14 protein-coding genes and 1 pseudogene are annotated in these 15150 nt (G+C 56.2%); 8 read left to right on the top strand and 7 right to left on the bottom strand.

Annotated features, from left to right (window positions below):
- Window positions 1–42: 42 nt before the first annotated feature.
- Window positions 43–933, bottom strand: a pseudogene (locus tag AC14IB_RS10420) (SDR family oxidoreductase); the annotation flags it as partial.
- Window positions 934–1130: 197 nt separating this feature from the next.
- Here AC14IB_RS10420 and AC14IB_RS10415 point away from each other — a divergent pair.
- Window positions 1131–1829: a TetR/AcrR family transcriptional regulator gene (locus tag AC14IB_RS10415; RefSeq protein ID WP_484231808.1), complete on the top strand. Its 699-nt coding sequence runs from the start codon at window positions 1131–1133 to the stop codon at window positions 1827–1829.
- Window positions 1830–1842: 13 nt separating this feature from the next.
- Here AC14IB_RS10415 and AC14IB_RS10410 read toward each other — a convergent pair whose 3' ends face one another.
- A complete protein-coding gene (locus AC14IB_RS10410; RefSeq protein ID WP_484231807.1) occupies window positions 1843–2430 on the bottom strand; it encodes a hypothetical protein in 588 nt (195 codons plus the stop codon).
- 137 nt (window positions 2431–2567) lie between these two features.
- Here AC14IB_RS10410 and gmk point away from each other — a divergent pair, with 137 nt between their 5' ends.
- The 4 genes from gmk (at window position 2568) to AC14IB_RS10390 (ending at window position 6173) form a co-directional block, all read left to right on the top strand.
- Window positions 2568–3185: a guanylate kinase gene (gene gmk, locus AC14IB_RS10405; RefSeq protein WP_484231806.1), complete on the top strand. Its 618-nt coding sequence runs from the start codon at window positions 2568–2570 to the stop codon at window positions 3183–3185.
- A gap of 100 nt (window positions 3186–3285) precedes the next feature.
- Complete coding sequence (gene rpoZ / locus AC14IB_RS10400) at window positions 3286–3558, top strand: DNA-directed RNA polymerase subunit omega (protein WP_068857809.1); 273 nt, start codon at window positions 3286–3288, stop codon at window positions 3556–3558.
- Between the two features lie 69 nt (window positions 3559–3627).
- Complete coding sequence (spoT, locus tag AC14IB_RS10395) at window positions 3628–5757, top strand: bifunctional GTP diphosphokinase/guanosine-3',5'-bis pyrophosphate 3'-pyrophosphohydrolase (RefSeq protein ID WP_484231805.1); 2130 nt, start codon at window positions 3628–3630, stop codon at window positions 5755–5757.
- A gap of 32 nt (window positions 5758–5789) precedes the next feature.
- Window positions 5790–6173: a RidA family protein gene (locus AC14IB_RS10390; protein WP_484231804.1), complete on the top strand. Its 384-nt coding sequence runs from the start codon at window positions 5790–5792 to the stop codon at window positions 6171–6173.
- A gap of 25 nt (window positions 6174–6198) precedes the next feature.
- Here the strand turns inward: AC14IB_RS10390 and AC14IB_RS10385 are convergent, their stop codons facing one another.
- Window positions 6199–8106, bottom strand: a complete 1908-nt coding sequence (locus AC14IB_RS10385; RefSeq protein WP_484231803.1) for an alpha/beta hydrolase — start codon at window positions 8104–8106, stop codon at window positions 6199–6201.
- A 91-nt stretch (window positions 8107–8197) separates the two neighbouring features.
- The gene (locus AC14IB_RS10380) at window positions 8198–9067 is read right to left on the bottom strand and encodes an NAD(P)H-binding protein (protein WP_484231802.1); all 870 of its coding nucleotides are present in this window, start codon (window positions 9065–9067) and stop codon (window positions 8198–8200) included.
- Window positions 9068–9128: 61 nt separating this feature from the next.
- Between AC14IB_RS10380 and AC14IB_RS10375 the strand changes: the two genes are divergently transcribed.
- From AC14IB_RS10375 to AC14IB_RS10365, 3 genes are all read left to right on the top strand, one after another.
- The gene (locus AC14IB_RS10375) at window positions 9129–10025 is read left to right on the top strand and encodes a LysR substrate-binding domain-containing protein (RefSeq protein WP_484231801.1); all 897 of its coding nucleotides are present in this window, start codon (window positions 9129–9131) and stop codon (window positions 10023–10025) included.
- Window positions 10022–12115 (top strand): ATP-dependent DNA helicase RecG, encoded by a 2094-nt coding sequence (gene recG, locus AC14IB_RS10370; protein WP_484231800.1) that lies wholly within the window; start codon window positions 10022–10024, stop codon window positions 12113–12115. Before AC14IB_RS10375 ends, recG begins: the two co-directional genes overlap by 4 nt.
- Window positions 12116–12209: 94 nt before the next feature.
- The gene (locus AC14IB_RS10365) at window positions 12210–13004 is read left to right on the top strand and encodes a tetratricopeptide repeat protein (RefSeq protein WP_484231799.1); all 795 of its coding nucleotides are present in this window, start codon (window positions 12210–12212) and stop codon (window positions 13002–13004) included.
- A gap of 68 nt (window positions 13005–13072) precedes the next feature.
- On the opposite strand, the gene AC14IB_RS10360 is transcribed toward AC14IB_RS10365, so the two are convergent.
- From AC14IB_RS10360 to AC14IB_RS10350, 3 genes are all read right to left on the bottom strand, one after another.
- Complete coding sequence (locus AC14IB_RS10360) at window positions 13073–14242, bottom strand: NAD(P)/FAD-dependent oxidoreductase (RefSeq protein ID WP_484231798.1); 1170 nt, start codon at window positions 14240–14242, stop codon at window positions 13073–13075.
- Between the two features lie 3 nt (window positions 14243–14245).
- On the bottom strand, window positions 14246–14410 hold the full coding sequence (locus tag AC14IB_RS10355; protein WP_068857800.1) for a rubredoxin: 165 nt from the start codon (window positions 14408–14410) through the stop codon (window positions 14246–14248).
- A gap of 133 nt (window positions 14411–14543) precedes the next feature.
- Window positions 14544–15017, bottom strand: coding sequence for a rubrerythrin family protein (locus AC14IB_RS10350; protein ID WP_068857799.1), 474 nt, complete (start codon window positions 15015–15017; stop codon window positions 14544–14546).
- Between the last annotated feature and the right edge of the window lie 133 nt (window positions 15018–15150).

Raw genomic sequence — 15150 nt, 5'->3', positions numbered from 1 at the left:
ATCGAGATCAATGAACTCGTTCCCGCCCAGGCGCGGGTTGTTGATGTTGTGCAGAATCGGTGCGAAGGAATCGTTCACACTGGCCGGGTGGCCGGCGTCGGTGAAATCAGTGATCGTGTCCCATTTCTTCGCCACGTCATCAATGCTGAACGCCTTGCCCAATGGGAATGACTGGCCCTGCGTGCGCTCCCAGCGCAGCTTGGCAATGTAACCAGCGCCGACCTCGAACAGACCCTTGGTCTCTTCGCAATCCTCATGGCAGAGCCAGGCCACCAACGGGCTGACATTCTCTGGCTTTAGATTGGCCAGCAGCTCCGGCGGCATCACCGTCTCGGTCAGGCGCGACGCCGCGATGGGCGCGATGGTGTTGACGTGGATGCCCTTGCTGCGACCCTCCTCGGCGAGACAGTTGGCGAGGCCGGCGAGACCGAGCTTGGCCGCGCAGTAGTTGGCCTGGCCGAAGTTGCCGTAGATGCCCGCCGCCGAGGTGGTCATGATGATGCGGCCGTAGCCCTTCTCGCGCATGATCGGCCACGCCGCGTGCGACACGCTCATCGACCCGGTGAGATGCACCTTGAGGATCAGGTCCCAGTCGCCCTGGGTCATCTTCTGGAAGCTGACATCACGCAGGATGCCGGCGTTGTTGATGACGATGTCGACCGTGCCGAAGGCATCCAGCGCCGTCTGCACGATGCTCGCGCCGTGTTCCACGGAATCGTAGTTGGCCACGGCATCACCACCGAGCGCCTTGATTTCTTCCACGACCTTGTCGGCCGCTGCGGAGGACTTGCCGTCGCCATGCGCGCCACCCCCCAGATCATTGACCACCACCTTGGCCCCGAGCGCACCCAACATCAGGGCGTGCGAACGACCAAGGCCGTTACCAGCCCCGGTCACAATGGCCACGCGGCCGTCAAAACGCAGATTGGACATCGTTCAACTCTCCCAAGTGTCGGCCGCGCTAATGAAGAATATTTACAATACGGTCGTACAACATGTTTGTGTTTACCGCGCAGGCTGAGATACTGTCAAGCAATTTATGACCACGCAGTCATGAAATGACCGAGTCCCGGTCCAGTGAAATGATCGTTAGAATGCGGCAACAAAGATGGTCGCGAGAGAATGCCAAGATGACTGAAGCTGCTGCTTCCGGTGCCGTCAATGACAGCGCCCGCCGCACCCAAGCCGAGCGCAGCAACGCCATGCGCCAGCGTCTGATCGAGGCCACGGCGCAATGTCTGGCTGCCGAAGGTTATGTTGGCACCACCGTCAGTCAGATCATCACTGCCGCCGGCGTATCGCGCGGGGCTCCGCTGCATCACTTCCCGACCAAGGCATCGCTTATTGAGGCCACGGCGGACCATCTGATTCGACAGCTCTACATCTATCTCGGCCATGCCATTCGCGCACTCGAGCACTCGGACAATCGCCTCAACGACATGATTCTGGCGAGCTGGCACGAGCTCTTCGGCAAAACTGAGAGCCTGGCCTTGATGGAGCTCATGCTGGCGAGTCGGCGCGATGATGAGCTGTCGGCCATCATTCAGAAACTCTGGGCCGTGGGATACAAAACACTTGAAGTGGCGACGCAACACTACTTTGAGCCAGCGCGAGATGGCGTTAATGCCACGCACCTGTTCGTGCTTACGCACTGGCTGCTCACGGGCATGGCGATGGAGCGCCATTTAATGAAAAGCGACGCTTTCGCCTCACACTTTCTCACGCTCTGGTCGCGCGTGCTTGGAGAATATCTACAGGCAAAACCGGGGGTGACGACACCGCCGCCACGACCGGTTTATTGGGATAGTTCGTTCAACGATCCGCACTGAGCGTCAACACACTTCACGCCACGGATGGCACAGACTTCAGCGGTGCGCCAACCACGCGCCCGAAGCGCATCGGGTCCGGCAAGCGCTTCGCCAGCCACTGCGGCAGCTTCTGCAGCCCAAGCACATTATTCTCACGCGGGGCATCCGGCATGAATTCACGCGTGCCCATGACGTAGTCGAACCACGGCTTGGTCACACACCAGTTGGCGTTCGGGTTACGGCCCATGTGATGGTCGTAGTGCCAGGGAATGTTGGCTCGCCCCCACGCTGGGTCCATGTGCGACTTTTTGTGCACGCGATAGTAGTTGGCCGCGCAATACCAGAGCGTGCCCACATAAAACGGCGCTACCGGGAACAACGGTGCCACCGCCGCGCTGGCCGCGATCAAACCCCACGCTTCCTTGCCCTGAGCGTGCAGGCCGAGCGGGAATTTCTCGTAGTTCGGATCGTGGTAGGCATTCTTACGCACCACTTTGTGATGCTCGTGAAAATGAAAGGCCCAGAAGTTTTTCGGATCGCGACCCATGTCATGCAGCACATACTTGTGCATGACCCACTCCACGGCGTTTGCGGTCATCAGCCCCAGCGGAATACCTAGCATGATCCAACCTATTTTTAATGTGACAACGCGTTTTATCACGACCCAGCAGTCACTGTCAGTGGCCTTACAATCACGCACACGACCACTGCCTGCTGCATGCGCTAAACTCCATTCTTTGTAATTTTTGGAGCGAGGCCATGTCCGGCACCCTGTTTATCATCGCCGCCGCCTCCGGCACAGGCAAAACCTCACTCGTGAAAGCCTTGGTGGCCGATGCCGACCGTCTGGGAGTATCCGTGTCGCACACCACGCGCCCAGCTCGCCCTGGCGAGGTCGATGGCGTGAACTATCATTTCACCTCGCGCGAACAATTCTTAGCTGAGGTCGCGGCCGGTCAGTTCCTTGAACATGCTGAAGTCTTTGGCAACCTCTATGGCACTTCCCGCACGTGGGTCGAACAACAACTCGCCAAGGATCACGATGTCATTCTTGAAATTGACTGGCAGGGTGCTCAGATTGTTCGTGCGCTGATGCCGCAGGCCTTATCCATCTTCATTTTGCCGCCATCACTTAAGGCACTCGCCGAGCGCCTGAACGGACGCGGCACAGACAGCAATGAGGTCATTGCGCATCGTCTTAGCGAAGCCATTGCCGACATCACGCATTACAGCGAGTTCGACTACCTCGTCATTAACGATGATTTCCCCACCGCACTGGCTGACCTGCAAGCGATTGTCCGTGCGGCGCGCCAATCCCATCGAGCCCAAGCCGACCGTCAGGCCGAACTGATCAAACGACTGCTCACCGGTGGTTAAGTCTTAATCATTGCGTTGAGGCGGCTCGTCGCGTAATATTCCGCCTCTTTTGTGATCGCTCCCCAGCTCGGCGCAGCGATCACGCCTTCGGAGAGACATCGTGGCCCGTGTAACCGTCGAAGACTGCTTAACCAACCTAGATAACCGTTTCGAGCTCGTGCTGGTCGCTTCCAAGCGTGCTCGTCAACTCGCGACTGGCGGCAAAGAAGCCACTCTGCCGTGGGAAAATGACAAGCCTACCGTCATGGCTCTGCGCGAAATCGCTGCTGGCCATGTCACGCGCGCCATTCTCACGGAAGTGCAAGAAGAAGAAGCGCTGCCTGACCTCAGCAACCTCGGCGACCTCGAATACCAACCGCCTGTTGAGCTTTAAATAAATTCCAGCAAAATTAGCCGCTTGTCTGCCTTGACGACGCGGCCTGCGAAGCCGGAGACTCAACCCATGAGCTCCGGCATCGACACCCTCTGTAAACGCCTATCCGATTACCTGACACCAGACCAAGTGGCAGACATTCGTCGTGCCTACTTTTTCTCCGAACAGGCCCATCTCGGTCAGTTTCGACGCAATGGCGACCCTTATGTCACGCACCCGCTAGCCGTTGCCCATATTTTGTGCGACATGCACATGGACCATCAGAGCTTGATGGCCGCGATGCTGCATGACGTGATTGAGGACACGGGCGTTTCGAAAGAGGCCCTGAGCACTGACTTTGGGCCTGATGTAGCGATGCTGGTGGATGGCGTTACCAAGCTCACCCAAGTGCACTTCAATTCCAAAGCCGAGGCTCAGGCCGAAAACTTCCAGAAAATGATTTTGGCGATGACGCAGGATGTCCGCGTTATCGTCGTTAAGTTGGCTGACCGCCTGCACAATATGCGCACGTTGGATGTGCTGACGCTGGAAAAACGCAAACGGGTGGCGCGCGAAACACTGGAAATCTATGCCCCCATCGCCATGCGACTGGGCATGAATGACATCCGCATTGAATACGAAGAGTTAGGCTTCCAAGCCATTTGGCCCATGCGCGCCGAGCGCATTCGTGGCGCCGTTCTCGCTGCGCGCGGCCACCGCAAAGAAATGGTCGTCACGCTGGAAGCTGCCTTGAGCGAACGCCTTAAGAGCGAAGGATTGACCGCTCGTGTTGAAGGCCGAGAAAAGCATCTTTACAGCATTTACGAGAAAATGCGCGATAAACGCCGCAATTTCGCCGAAATTATGGATGTTTATGGCTTCCGCGTCATCGTCGAAAACGTCGATGCCTGCTACCGGGCACTGGGCATCATGCATAATTTGTATAAGCCGATACCGGGCAAATTCAAAGATTACATCGCCATTCCGAAAACCAATGGATACCAATCGCTGCATACCGTGCTCAAAGGCCCGCGCGGGGTACCCATTGAAGTGCAAATTCGTTCGGAAGCAATGGATGCAATGGCCAGCAATGGCATAGCCGCGCATTGGTTGTATAAGTCGGATGGCTTCACTAACACTTCGCAAACCCGTGCGCGCGAGTGGATGAAGTCATTGCTGGAGCTGCAGCGTAACGCCGGGGACTCGCTAGAGTTCATTGAGAGCGTAAAGGTCGATCTATTCCCCGACGAGGTCTATTTGTTCACGCCCAAGGGTCGCATCATGACCCTGCCGCGTGGCGCCACCCCGGTGGATTTTGCCTATGCTGTGCACTCCGATGTGGGCGATACCTGCGTGGCTGCTCGCGTAGACAACCGGCTCGCGCCGCTCAGTTTACCGCTGATGACCGGACAAACCGTGGAGATCGTCACCGCACCAGGTGCACGCCCTAACCCGGGCTGGCTCGATTTCGTTGTGACCAGTCGTGCCCGAGCTAAAATTCGCCACTTCTTAAAAGATCAGCAAGGTAGCGAATCTCAAGATCTCGGTCGACGCCTGCTCGCTAAGGCGCTTTCCAATATTGGCGCCAGCTTAGACACCCTGCCGGAAAAAACGGTGAAGAAAGTACTGCGTGAACTTGGCATGCAGGAATTAGAAGAGCTTTTAGAAAGCGTGGGGCTGGGCAATCAGGTTCCACAAATCGTTGCTCGTCGCCTCGTGCCCGAGGAAGAGGGCATTCTCGATAAGCTATTTTCTAAGCGCAACGCCGCCGCCAAAGGCATTGCGATTCGCGGCACGGAAGGGCTGGTTGTGTCCTATGCTCGTTGCTGCCGCCCTCTTCCGGGCGATGACATCATGGGCCATCTCAGCGCCGGTCGCGGCATCGTTGTGCATCGCCAGAAGTGCCGCAACATCAGCACGGAGTTGCGCGCCAGCCCAGATAAATGCCTACCGCTTCGTTGGTCCGATAAAATTGATCGGGAGTTTCAAAGTGAATTGCGCATTGCTCTGGTGAATCAACGGGGCTTATTGGCGACCATTGCCAGCGTGGTCACCGATAGCAATGCCAATATCGAGCACATCAGCATCGAAGAAAAGGGCTCGCATCACGGTGTGATGCAGCTCGGCCTCTTGGTAAAAGACCGTATTCATCTGGCGCAGATTATTAAACGTATCCGCGTGTTGACCGGCGTCGATAAAGTTATTCGCGTCAAAGCCTGACGCCGTCATTTTTCTTTCTCTTGGGAGTCGCTATGAATCGTTCCATCATTTCCACGAACGCTGCACCTGCCGCCATCGGCACTTACTCGCAAGCGGTGAAAGTGGGTAACACCATTTATTTGTCTGGCCAAATCGGCTTGGACCCTGCCAGCATGCAGATGGTGGACGGCATTGAGGCGCAAATCGTGCAGGTTTTTGACAACCTGAAAGCAGTCTGTGAAGCCGGCGGCGCCAGCCTCAATGACATTGCTAAGCTCAATATTTTCTTAACAGACTTGGGCCATTTCGCCCTGGTTAACGAAATCATGGCGCGTTATTTTCAGCAGCCCTACCCAGCGCGCGCGGCCATTGGCGTAGCCTCGCTACCCCGTGCCGCATTAGTTGAAATGGATGGCATTGTGGTGGTGCCGGTCTAAGCGCAGCACCACCCTCGCCCAGCGGTTACGGGTTTAGCAATGGCACATCCACCGTGCCACTCACCGTCACCGCGGGCACCAAGAGGTCACGCGAAATACTGGTTAAGTACTGCAAGTGGTAGCCATAAACCAGCAAGCCCAAACTTTCGTCAGCGGCCAACTCGTCAGCAACGCCCACCATTCTGATGGTGTGATCACCCAGCCCACGTACCGGTACGACTTGCTCATCAAGTAAGCGCGGCGCTGCTGAGCCAGACTTTGCACCCCAACCAATATAGACAATCGCATCACAGCCTTTGATGGGGAATTCCGGCGGCAGAGAGCCTGCGAATGCACAGCCATCAACCGGCAGTATCGAGGCTAATTTAATTTTTAGCTGGCCGATGCCCGCCACCGTGCGGCGCGCTGCGGGCAGGTTTGCCAGCGGAATAAACGTGGGTTGTAGCAGACTGGTCAGGCCCAATAAGGAATTGGCCACCGGCAAGGTGGTGGCTGGAATGGGAACTGCTTTTACTAAATTTTTGTCTGCAATTTGGTCCGCATTGACCCAGGCCGCTTTTTTATCGTCCAGTGATAAACACACCTGACTTTTCAGCCTATCCAATCCCGCCACAATGGCGGCAGAGCTGGCCACTTTGTTGGGCGGATTCAGCTTTTCATTGAGGAAGGCCAGGGTCAGATCAAAGCGATCTAGGCCGCCGCAAGCATTAGCGCCTGACGGCTTCTGCAGCTCCACCGTACTCAGCCCGGCGCCATTTAGCTGATCAGTGATCTGATTGACTGCGTCACCTAACGGCCCCGCTTGCGCCAAGATCGTTTGCGTACCCGGCAAAATATGACCGGACTCATGTGTCATCAAACGGACGTCGCCGCCAATCGCCTTGTACGCTTGGAAATTGTCCCAACCATTGTTGAAGTCAAATAAGGTATCGCGCATGCCTTGCGAAAACAGAATGCTCACCGGCTTTGGTTTGGTTGCGGGCACTTCATAGGTTAACAGATCACTCAAGGGAGCCCCCAGAAAGTCCATGGGCTCCTGTGCGCTCGCAGGCTTAGCGTCCGTAAAGTAACGCACGCTGTGGTAATAGAAGAATGGCAGCGCGCCCGCGTGTATCGTGTTGGTTGCGGCACCGCGCAGCAGCGTTTCTTTTAACACCGGATCTAAGCCGCCAATTAATTTCTCGCTCGCACCTGCTTCTCCACCCACGGCTAATAGAGCCACCCAAGCCGACTTAATGGTGCTGTTGGGGTTCAGGCTATAACGCAAATCATGCGGGGTGATGTCCGGCGTTAATGCATCCAGTCGCTGCTTAGGATCCATGTTGTGAATCAACATTTGATACATGCCGCCATAACTGCCTCCAGTAGCGCCGGCAACTAGGTTGAAGTTCACATTATCCGTGGTGTCTTGCGCCAGATAATCGAGATTTTTCTCGGCCCAATCCAAGATTTGCAGCAGATCTTTACCTTCGGCATTGGGGTCCATGACGCGCACGGTGCCCGTGCTTTCACCAAAGCCACGCTGGTCAATACTAATAACGGCATAACCGTTGTTTTGTAAGCGCTCGAGAAACGTACCGGCGGGGTCAATCGTACGCGAGCCGCCAAAGCCGTGGCCTTGAAGGACGAGGGGGTTACCCACCGTACAGTTAATGATTTTGGGTTCAATGACTTCAAAGCTAATGACCTTGCCACTGGCCGAGGTCAATTTCACTTGATGATGGCGGCCACCCGTTAAATTAGCTTTACGGGCACACGAAGCTTCGTTGGCATTTTCTGGCGTTTGCTGCGTCCGATTGGGCACCTTGAAGCTCGCCACACGCTCCGATTTAGTCCCCGTTTCACCCTGAGGGTCTGGCTTATTTTCAGAGCCACTGCCACACCCATAAAGTGATAACGCCACAAGTGCTGCGGAAACTGTGCGCAACTGCATACTGCCCCTCACTGGCTGGAAATAGCCGAATTGTTTTATTTATATGACGGGATGGTAATGCGATTGCCTTAATCGGGCCATCAAAGAAATGTTAATGCGCTTCTCGAGCCGCCAATACCTGCAACAGCACCTGCAAATAACCCTCTCGAAAACTCGGGTAACGCAATGCATAGCCACTGGCACGTAATCGTATATTGCGCAGTCGCTTTCCCCGCTGAGTGCTGACTTCGGTCACTTCAGGAGGCACCGCGCAGCCTAGCTGCTGCGCCAGCCAAGTCAGTACCTCATGCTGCGCACTGGGCGCATCATCCACGCCGATATAACTGTCGTGCAGTGTGTCTCCTCGTAAAGCTAGCATCGCGAGATGGGCCAGAAAGCCTGCGGCATCTTCAACGTGTATGCGGTTGCTCCACACCGGCGGTTGTGACTGCATGGGGCGCCCCGAACTGACCCAACGCAATAACCAATGCCTCCCCGGACCATACAGCCCGCCAAAGCGCACCAGGGTGCACGGGATTGAGGATGCCTCGGCCAACGCTTCCGCAGCAATTAAGGCATCGGTGGTTGGGCTGCTGGCAGCAACGGGCGTGTTGTCATCGATCCAAGCACCAGTTTGTTCACCGTACACGCTGGTTGATGACACCCAAAAGTGACGAATCACGTTCTGCCCCTCTAGGGCCTGAAGCAGATGACGTGTGCCCTCCACATACACTCGACGGTAGGCCGCTTCGCTGGACTCACCTGGGCTCAGGGCCGTTATGACCACGTCTATGTTCTCTGGCAACTGCGTCAGGGTTTCTGGGCGTGTGACATCCGCGACCAGTGTTTGCACTCCCGCTAGCGGCTGCCGTTGTTCGGGCATGGACCGACGCAATGCCCAAACACGATGGCCCTGCTCGGCCAAAAGCACCGCAACGCGGCCACCCACATCGCCCGCACCCACGATTAATATTCTTGCCATTGAATTCCCAAACTCATAGGTTTTAGCTACTGTTCATTGAAACCAATTCGTGTGATGGCCCATGACACTGACCGAGCTTCGTTATTTAGTCACCTTAGCCCAAGAGCGCCATTTTGGCCGCGCGGCTGAGCGTTGCCATGTGGCGCAACCGACGCTGTCGGTGGCCATTCGCAAACTCGAAGAATCGCTCAATTTGAGTATATTCGAACGCCATCGTCATGGGGTCCTCGTCACACCTGCCGGCGAAGCCGTCATTGCACAAGCGCAAGTGGTGCTCAATGAAGCGGAAACACTCACGCATCTCGCCAATCAGGCCAGAGACGAATTTGCCGAACCCCTGCGTGTCGGCGCCATTTTTACACTGGGGCCCTACTTATTTCCGGCCTTAATACGGCAACTCAGAGCCAGTGCCAGCCCCTTAAAGCTGTATTTAGAAGAAAACTATACCCATGTGCTTGATCAACAACTCGCCAATGGCGACTTAGACGCCATTCTGGTGGCTCTGCCCTTCGAGCCACCGGAGACACGCGTCGTAGCCTTGTTTGAAGAGCCCTTTAGCTTGTTAATGTCGGCGCAACACCCTTGGGCGAAACGCCGCAGCATTAATAGTAGTGAGGTCAGTAATAGCCCGCTCTTGATGCTCGGAGAAGGCCATTGCTTCCGAGACCAAGTGCTAGAGACTTGTGCCCTGAGCAGTGCCGCCGGCAGCATCCGTACCGGCAGCTCGCTCATGACGCTGCGTCATATGGTTGCCAACGGCCTGGGCAGCACGTTTATCCCGGCTATTGCCGAACCTTACCTAGTAGACGACGACGTTATTTCTCGACCGCTCAAACCTGCCCCTATGCGCCAAATCGTACTTGCCAGCCGCTACCGCTTCCCGCGTCGGCGCGCCTTAGAGGCACTCACACAAGCCTTGCAATTGTTGCAACTCCCGGGCGCTGTTCGTCTCACATGACATCGGCCAGCGGCTTTCTTCACTCGCTGCCCATGCGTCAACTCCGTGGCGTAGGCCCGGCGCTAGCCGAAAAGCTTGCGAAACTAGGCATTAACACGGTTGAAGACCTGCTGTTTCTTCTCCCTCGCCAATACGAAGACCGTAGTCAAATCACGCCCTTCGGCGCGTTGATTCCTGGCATGACCACCTTGGCCGAAGGCGAAGTGAAACTCGCGGATATCGCACTTGGTCGCCGCCGCGCCTTGCTCGTTCGCCTGCGTGACCACACGGGCGGCCTTACCCTGCGCTTTTACCATTTCCGACAAAGTCAAAAAGAAAGCTACCGGCCAGGTCTGCGCGTACGCGTTTTTGGTGAGGTGCGCCTGGGCCCGCTAGGACCTGAAATGGTGCATCCTGAAGTCGAGTTCCTGAGTGAAGAAGCGGCGTCGCCCGAATCCAGCCTGACCGCCACGCTCACGCCAATTTACCCGTTGGTGGATGGCCTGACGCAACGCCGATTGCGGGAGTTAATGGCACGAGCCCTGCCCCTGCTGGATCAAACCGATGCACTGGTGGATGTGCTGCCCGCGCGCAGCAGCGGCGGCTGGACCTTGGCCGATGCCCTGCGCTATGTGCATGCGCCACCGCTCGATAGCGACCGCCGTCGCTTGCTTGCGGGCGAGCATCCTGCGCAACAACGATTAGCCTTCGAGGAGCTGGTGGCACATCAGCTCAGTCTGCTGCAACGTCGCCAGCGTCAACGACAGTGGCCCGCGCCTGCCTGCACCGACAGCGCCCAACTCAGTGAACAGTTTCTTCACCAACTGCCCTTTCAACTGACCCTCGGTCAGCAGACGGTACTGCACGAAATTCGACACGATCTGCAACAACCCACGCCTATGCTGCGCTTGGTTCAAGGGGATGTAGGCTCTGGCAAAACCGTGGTAGCCGCACTCGCTGCCTGCCCCGTACTCGCCGCTGGTTACCAAGTGGCCATCATGGCCCCCACGGAAATTCTGGCAGAGCAACATCGCCAGCGCTTTCAAAGTTGGTTCGAGCCCTTGGGCATTCCAGTAGGATGGCTGGCCGGCAAAGTCACCGGCAAGGCGCGACAGACTCAGCTCAACAGCATCGCTTCGGGCGAGTGCCGCCTGGTCACCGGCACGCACGCGCTGTTTCAAGACAGCGTGCAATTCGCCCGATTAGGTTTGGTGATTATTGATGAGCAACATCGCTTCGGTGTTGAGCAACGCTTAGCGCTGACCCGACGCGGCCTGGCCAGCGGATTCGCTCCCCATCAACTCATCATGACAGCCACCCCTATTCCGCGCACGTTGGCCATGAGCGCTTATGGCGATCTCGATACGTCCGTGATTCAGGGCTTGCCGCCGGGCCGACAACCCATCCAGACCGTCGTGCTTCCCGCCACCCGACGCGACGACCTGATTACGCGTATTGCCCATCATGTCGCCAATGGCCAACAAGTGTATTGGGTGTGCACATTGATTGAAGACAATGAACAAATCCAAGCGCAAGCCGCAGAGGTCGCGGCTGATTTGCTGCGGGAGTCTCTGCCCCATCTCGCCATTGGCTTAATTCATGGCCAGCTAAAAGCGGCTGACAAGGCCGCCATCATGGCCGCCTTCGCGAGTGGTCAGATAGCCGTGCTCGTCGCCACCACCGTCATTGAGGTTGGCGTGGATGTGCCCAACGCCAGTCTCATGGTGATTGAAAATCCGGAGCGCTTAGGTCTGTCTCAGCTCCATCAATTACGCGGGCGTGTGGGACGAGGATCGGCGGCAAGCTTCTGCGTGCTGCTTTATCAAACCCCGTTATCCGGCCTCGGACGCGAACGCCTGCAAATTCTGCGTGACTCGCAAGATGGTTTTGTTATTGCAGAAAAAGACCTTAGTGTGCGAGGCCCCGGTGAAGTACTAGGCACTCGCCAAACAGGCGATATCAGTTTTCGCATGGCGGATTTGCTGCGAGATCATCACTTGCTAGAACCGGCTCGCGTGCTGGCAGAACACCTCATGCGAGATAACGCTAGACTTGAGCAAGCACTCCTGCAACGCTGGGTTGCAGAAAAAGACCATTACGCGACCGTTTAAACACAATTCCAACACATTGCATGGGCTTTGCACTTCCCGTGCCGACAATCGATTGGTAAATTGTTAATCGTACTTTTGTTCAATGGATGACGATATGCCCCTATCGCGTTTGAATCGCTTAGTGATGCTCTGCTTATGTGCAGGCATTTCGGCGGCGTATGCTGCCCCTAGCATCAAAGGTGATCGCAGCACCGTCTCCTTGGCGCAAACTCGTCTAGAGGCCCAGCGTGGGTCGCCCGAAGCTCAATACAACTTTGCTATTTTTTACTACAACGGCGATGGCTTGGTGCGTAATCGCACGAAAGCAGCCGAGTGGTTTACAAAATCGGCTAAACAAGGCTTAGACCGTGCGCAATACAACCTAGGTGCGCTGTATTTCAGCGGCTTAGGTGTGGAGCGCGACTATAAAGTGGCCAACACCTGGTTCCGTTTGGCTGCTGAGCAAAATTACCCACCAGCCCTCTACGCCCTAGGCATGTCTTACTACGAGGGCAAGGGTCTTCCCCAGGATCGCCGCAAAGCCGCAGAGCTACTCACCCGTGCAGCAAAACGAGGCTCAGCTCTCGCGCAAAACAACTTAGGCCTGATGTATGACCAAGGCGTTGGTGTTCCGCAGGACAAAGGCAAGGCCGCCGACTGGTATGAGGAGGCCGCTGATCAAGGCATCGTAGAGGCGCAATTTAACTTGGCGCAGATGTACTACAGCGGAGAAGGTGTTCGTCAGAATCGTCGCAAGGCTGCTCGTTGGTTTGAACAAGCGGCGAATCAAGGCTATGCCAAAGCCATGTCGCGCCTTGGCGATATGTACTTAACGGGAGACGGCGTGGAGCAAGACATTGATCGTGCCCGCACGTTGTACAAGCAAGCAGGGGCTGCAGAGCAGCGCTAACCCGCTTCCCCTCTGCATAAAAAATGCCGGCACATGCCGGCATTTTCACTGATGGTTCCGCAGTGGGCTTAAGCCAAAATTGCTGGCAGCCCCTTGGCCATTTCCGATTTAACTTTCATATCGGTGGCATAGCTACCCGTTAAGGCAAAGCCCAACAGGTCGCCATTAGCCGCACGGAAGCTAGCTTTCACATTAGCGCCATCCGCCTCCACTTCCCAAGCACCTTCGGTATTCGGGGCCACTGGCGAGACCACAATTGGGCAGATCGGCGTCTTGATCTGCACCGGCATGGCTGGGTAGCTCACCAGCGTCGCTTCACCGGCCAAGGTCTTGGCCAAAGCACGCGCAGCAGCCATCAGCGGCAGCACATACATCAGCACCTTGCCAGACACTTCAGCGCAATCACCCAGCGCATAGATATGCTCGTCGCTGGTGCGCAGCAAGCGATCGGTCACAATACCGCGAGCCGTCTCTAAGCCTGCAGCCTGTGCCAACGCAACACGCGGGCGCAAACCAATGGCAGAAAGCACCACATCGGCTGCGACGGACTTTCCGTCCGATAGCGTGACGCTCACGCCATCACCGGCCAGATCGACCGCCGTAACCCCTGCAAAATGGAAGTTCACACCGAGGGAACGCAAACCTTCCGCCACCGCTGCCGAGGCGCGCTCGGGCAATAACGTCGGTAGCGGGCGACCCATAGGCTCGACCAGCTCCACCGCAAAACCACTGGCGGACAAGTCATTGGCAAATTCACAACCAATCAGACCGCCACCAATAATGAGTACGCGCTTACCGCTCTCACCAATAGCAGCACGGAAACGAGCGTAGTCTTCCAAGTCGTTAACCGTGTAGACGCGCTCGCCGCCGTTACCACCCAGTGGTGGACGGAAAACGTCAGCGCCAACTGCCAGTACGAGATCGCCATAGGCCAGCGTTTCGCTACTGCCGTCGGCGGCCTGCACAGTAACTGTCTGAGCAGCACGGTCGATCGCGGTGACGGCAACATGCGAATGCACGGTCGCTTTCAGTTGCGAGGCCATGTCTGCGGCGGATGCCATCGCGATAGCATCTGCCGTTTTGCCCTTGCTGAGTCCGTTCGACAGCATGGGCTTGGAGTAGCTGCGCCCATCATCCTGCGAAATCAGCACGAGCTCGCGCTCGGCATTGAGCTTGCGGTATTCGCGGGCCAGCGTGTAACCGGCCAGACCCGTACCGAGGATGATTAACGGGCGCATGACTTAGATCTCCACCATTTCAAAGTCGTCTTTACCCACGCCACAGTCTGGGCACAGCCAATCTGCTGGAATGTCATTCCACGAGGTCCCGGCGGGAACGCCGTCCCACGGCATGCCTACGGCTTCGTCATAAATGAAACCACATACGATGCATTGCCACTTCTTCATGATTTACCCCTGATTCATCAAATTCGTTTCGGATTTATGATCGCCACTGTGACAGCGTCGATACGGTACGCGCGCCAGCTGGCACATGCAATTCGGCGCGCTATGTTACATCAAACCCTTACATCAAACACTGTCATGCTTGAACGTTCGCCAACACCTGCTTGTAGTGATTGGCATGGCGCTCTTCGACTTTCGCCAGCGCGGCAAAACGCTTCTCTGCTTTTAACAGCGCCTGCTGGAACCACTGAGCATGCTCCTGAGACTCGGCAATCTGCTCGCTAAACTCTTGGATGGCATCCGCGTTGTTCTCCGCTACTGCTGTTTCGCGGAACTTAGGGTACATTTCAGTGTACTCGTAGGTCTCGCCGGCAATCGCCGTTTCCAACATGTTGGCGGGCGTAAGCGTTTCTTTGGGATAGAGAATATCGAGGTGACCAAAGGCGTGCTGGATTTCCTGTTTCGCTGTTTCCTCAAACGCGGCGGCAGTGGCTTCATCGCCCATGGCACGAGCCACTTTGGCAAAGTAGCTGTACTTCATGAAGGCCATCGACTCGCCAGCGAAAGCGGCTTCCAAGTTTTTTCCGGTCACGGTAACGTTGATTTTCATGCTGCATACTCCTCGTAGAATCGGCTGCGAACAGGGGCTAGCTGCTCGGTTCAAATGCACTTTAACCAGACCCATAAACAATAGAAAATATATTATTTATAATTAAATGATAGCAAATGACTATGACTCTAAG

It is taken from the genome of Perlucidibaca sp. (assembly GCF_057084925.1).
This window is presented reverse-complemented; position numbering and strand designations above follow the sequence as displayed.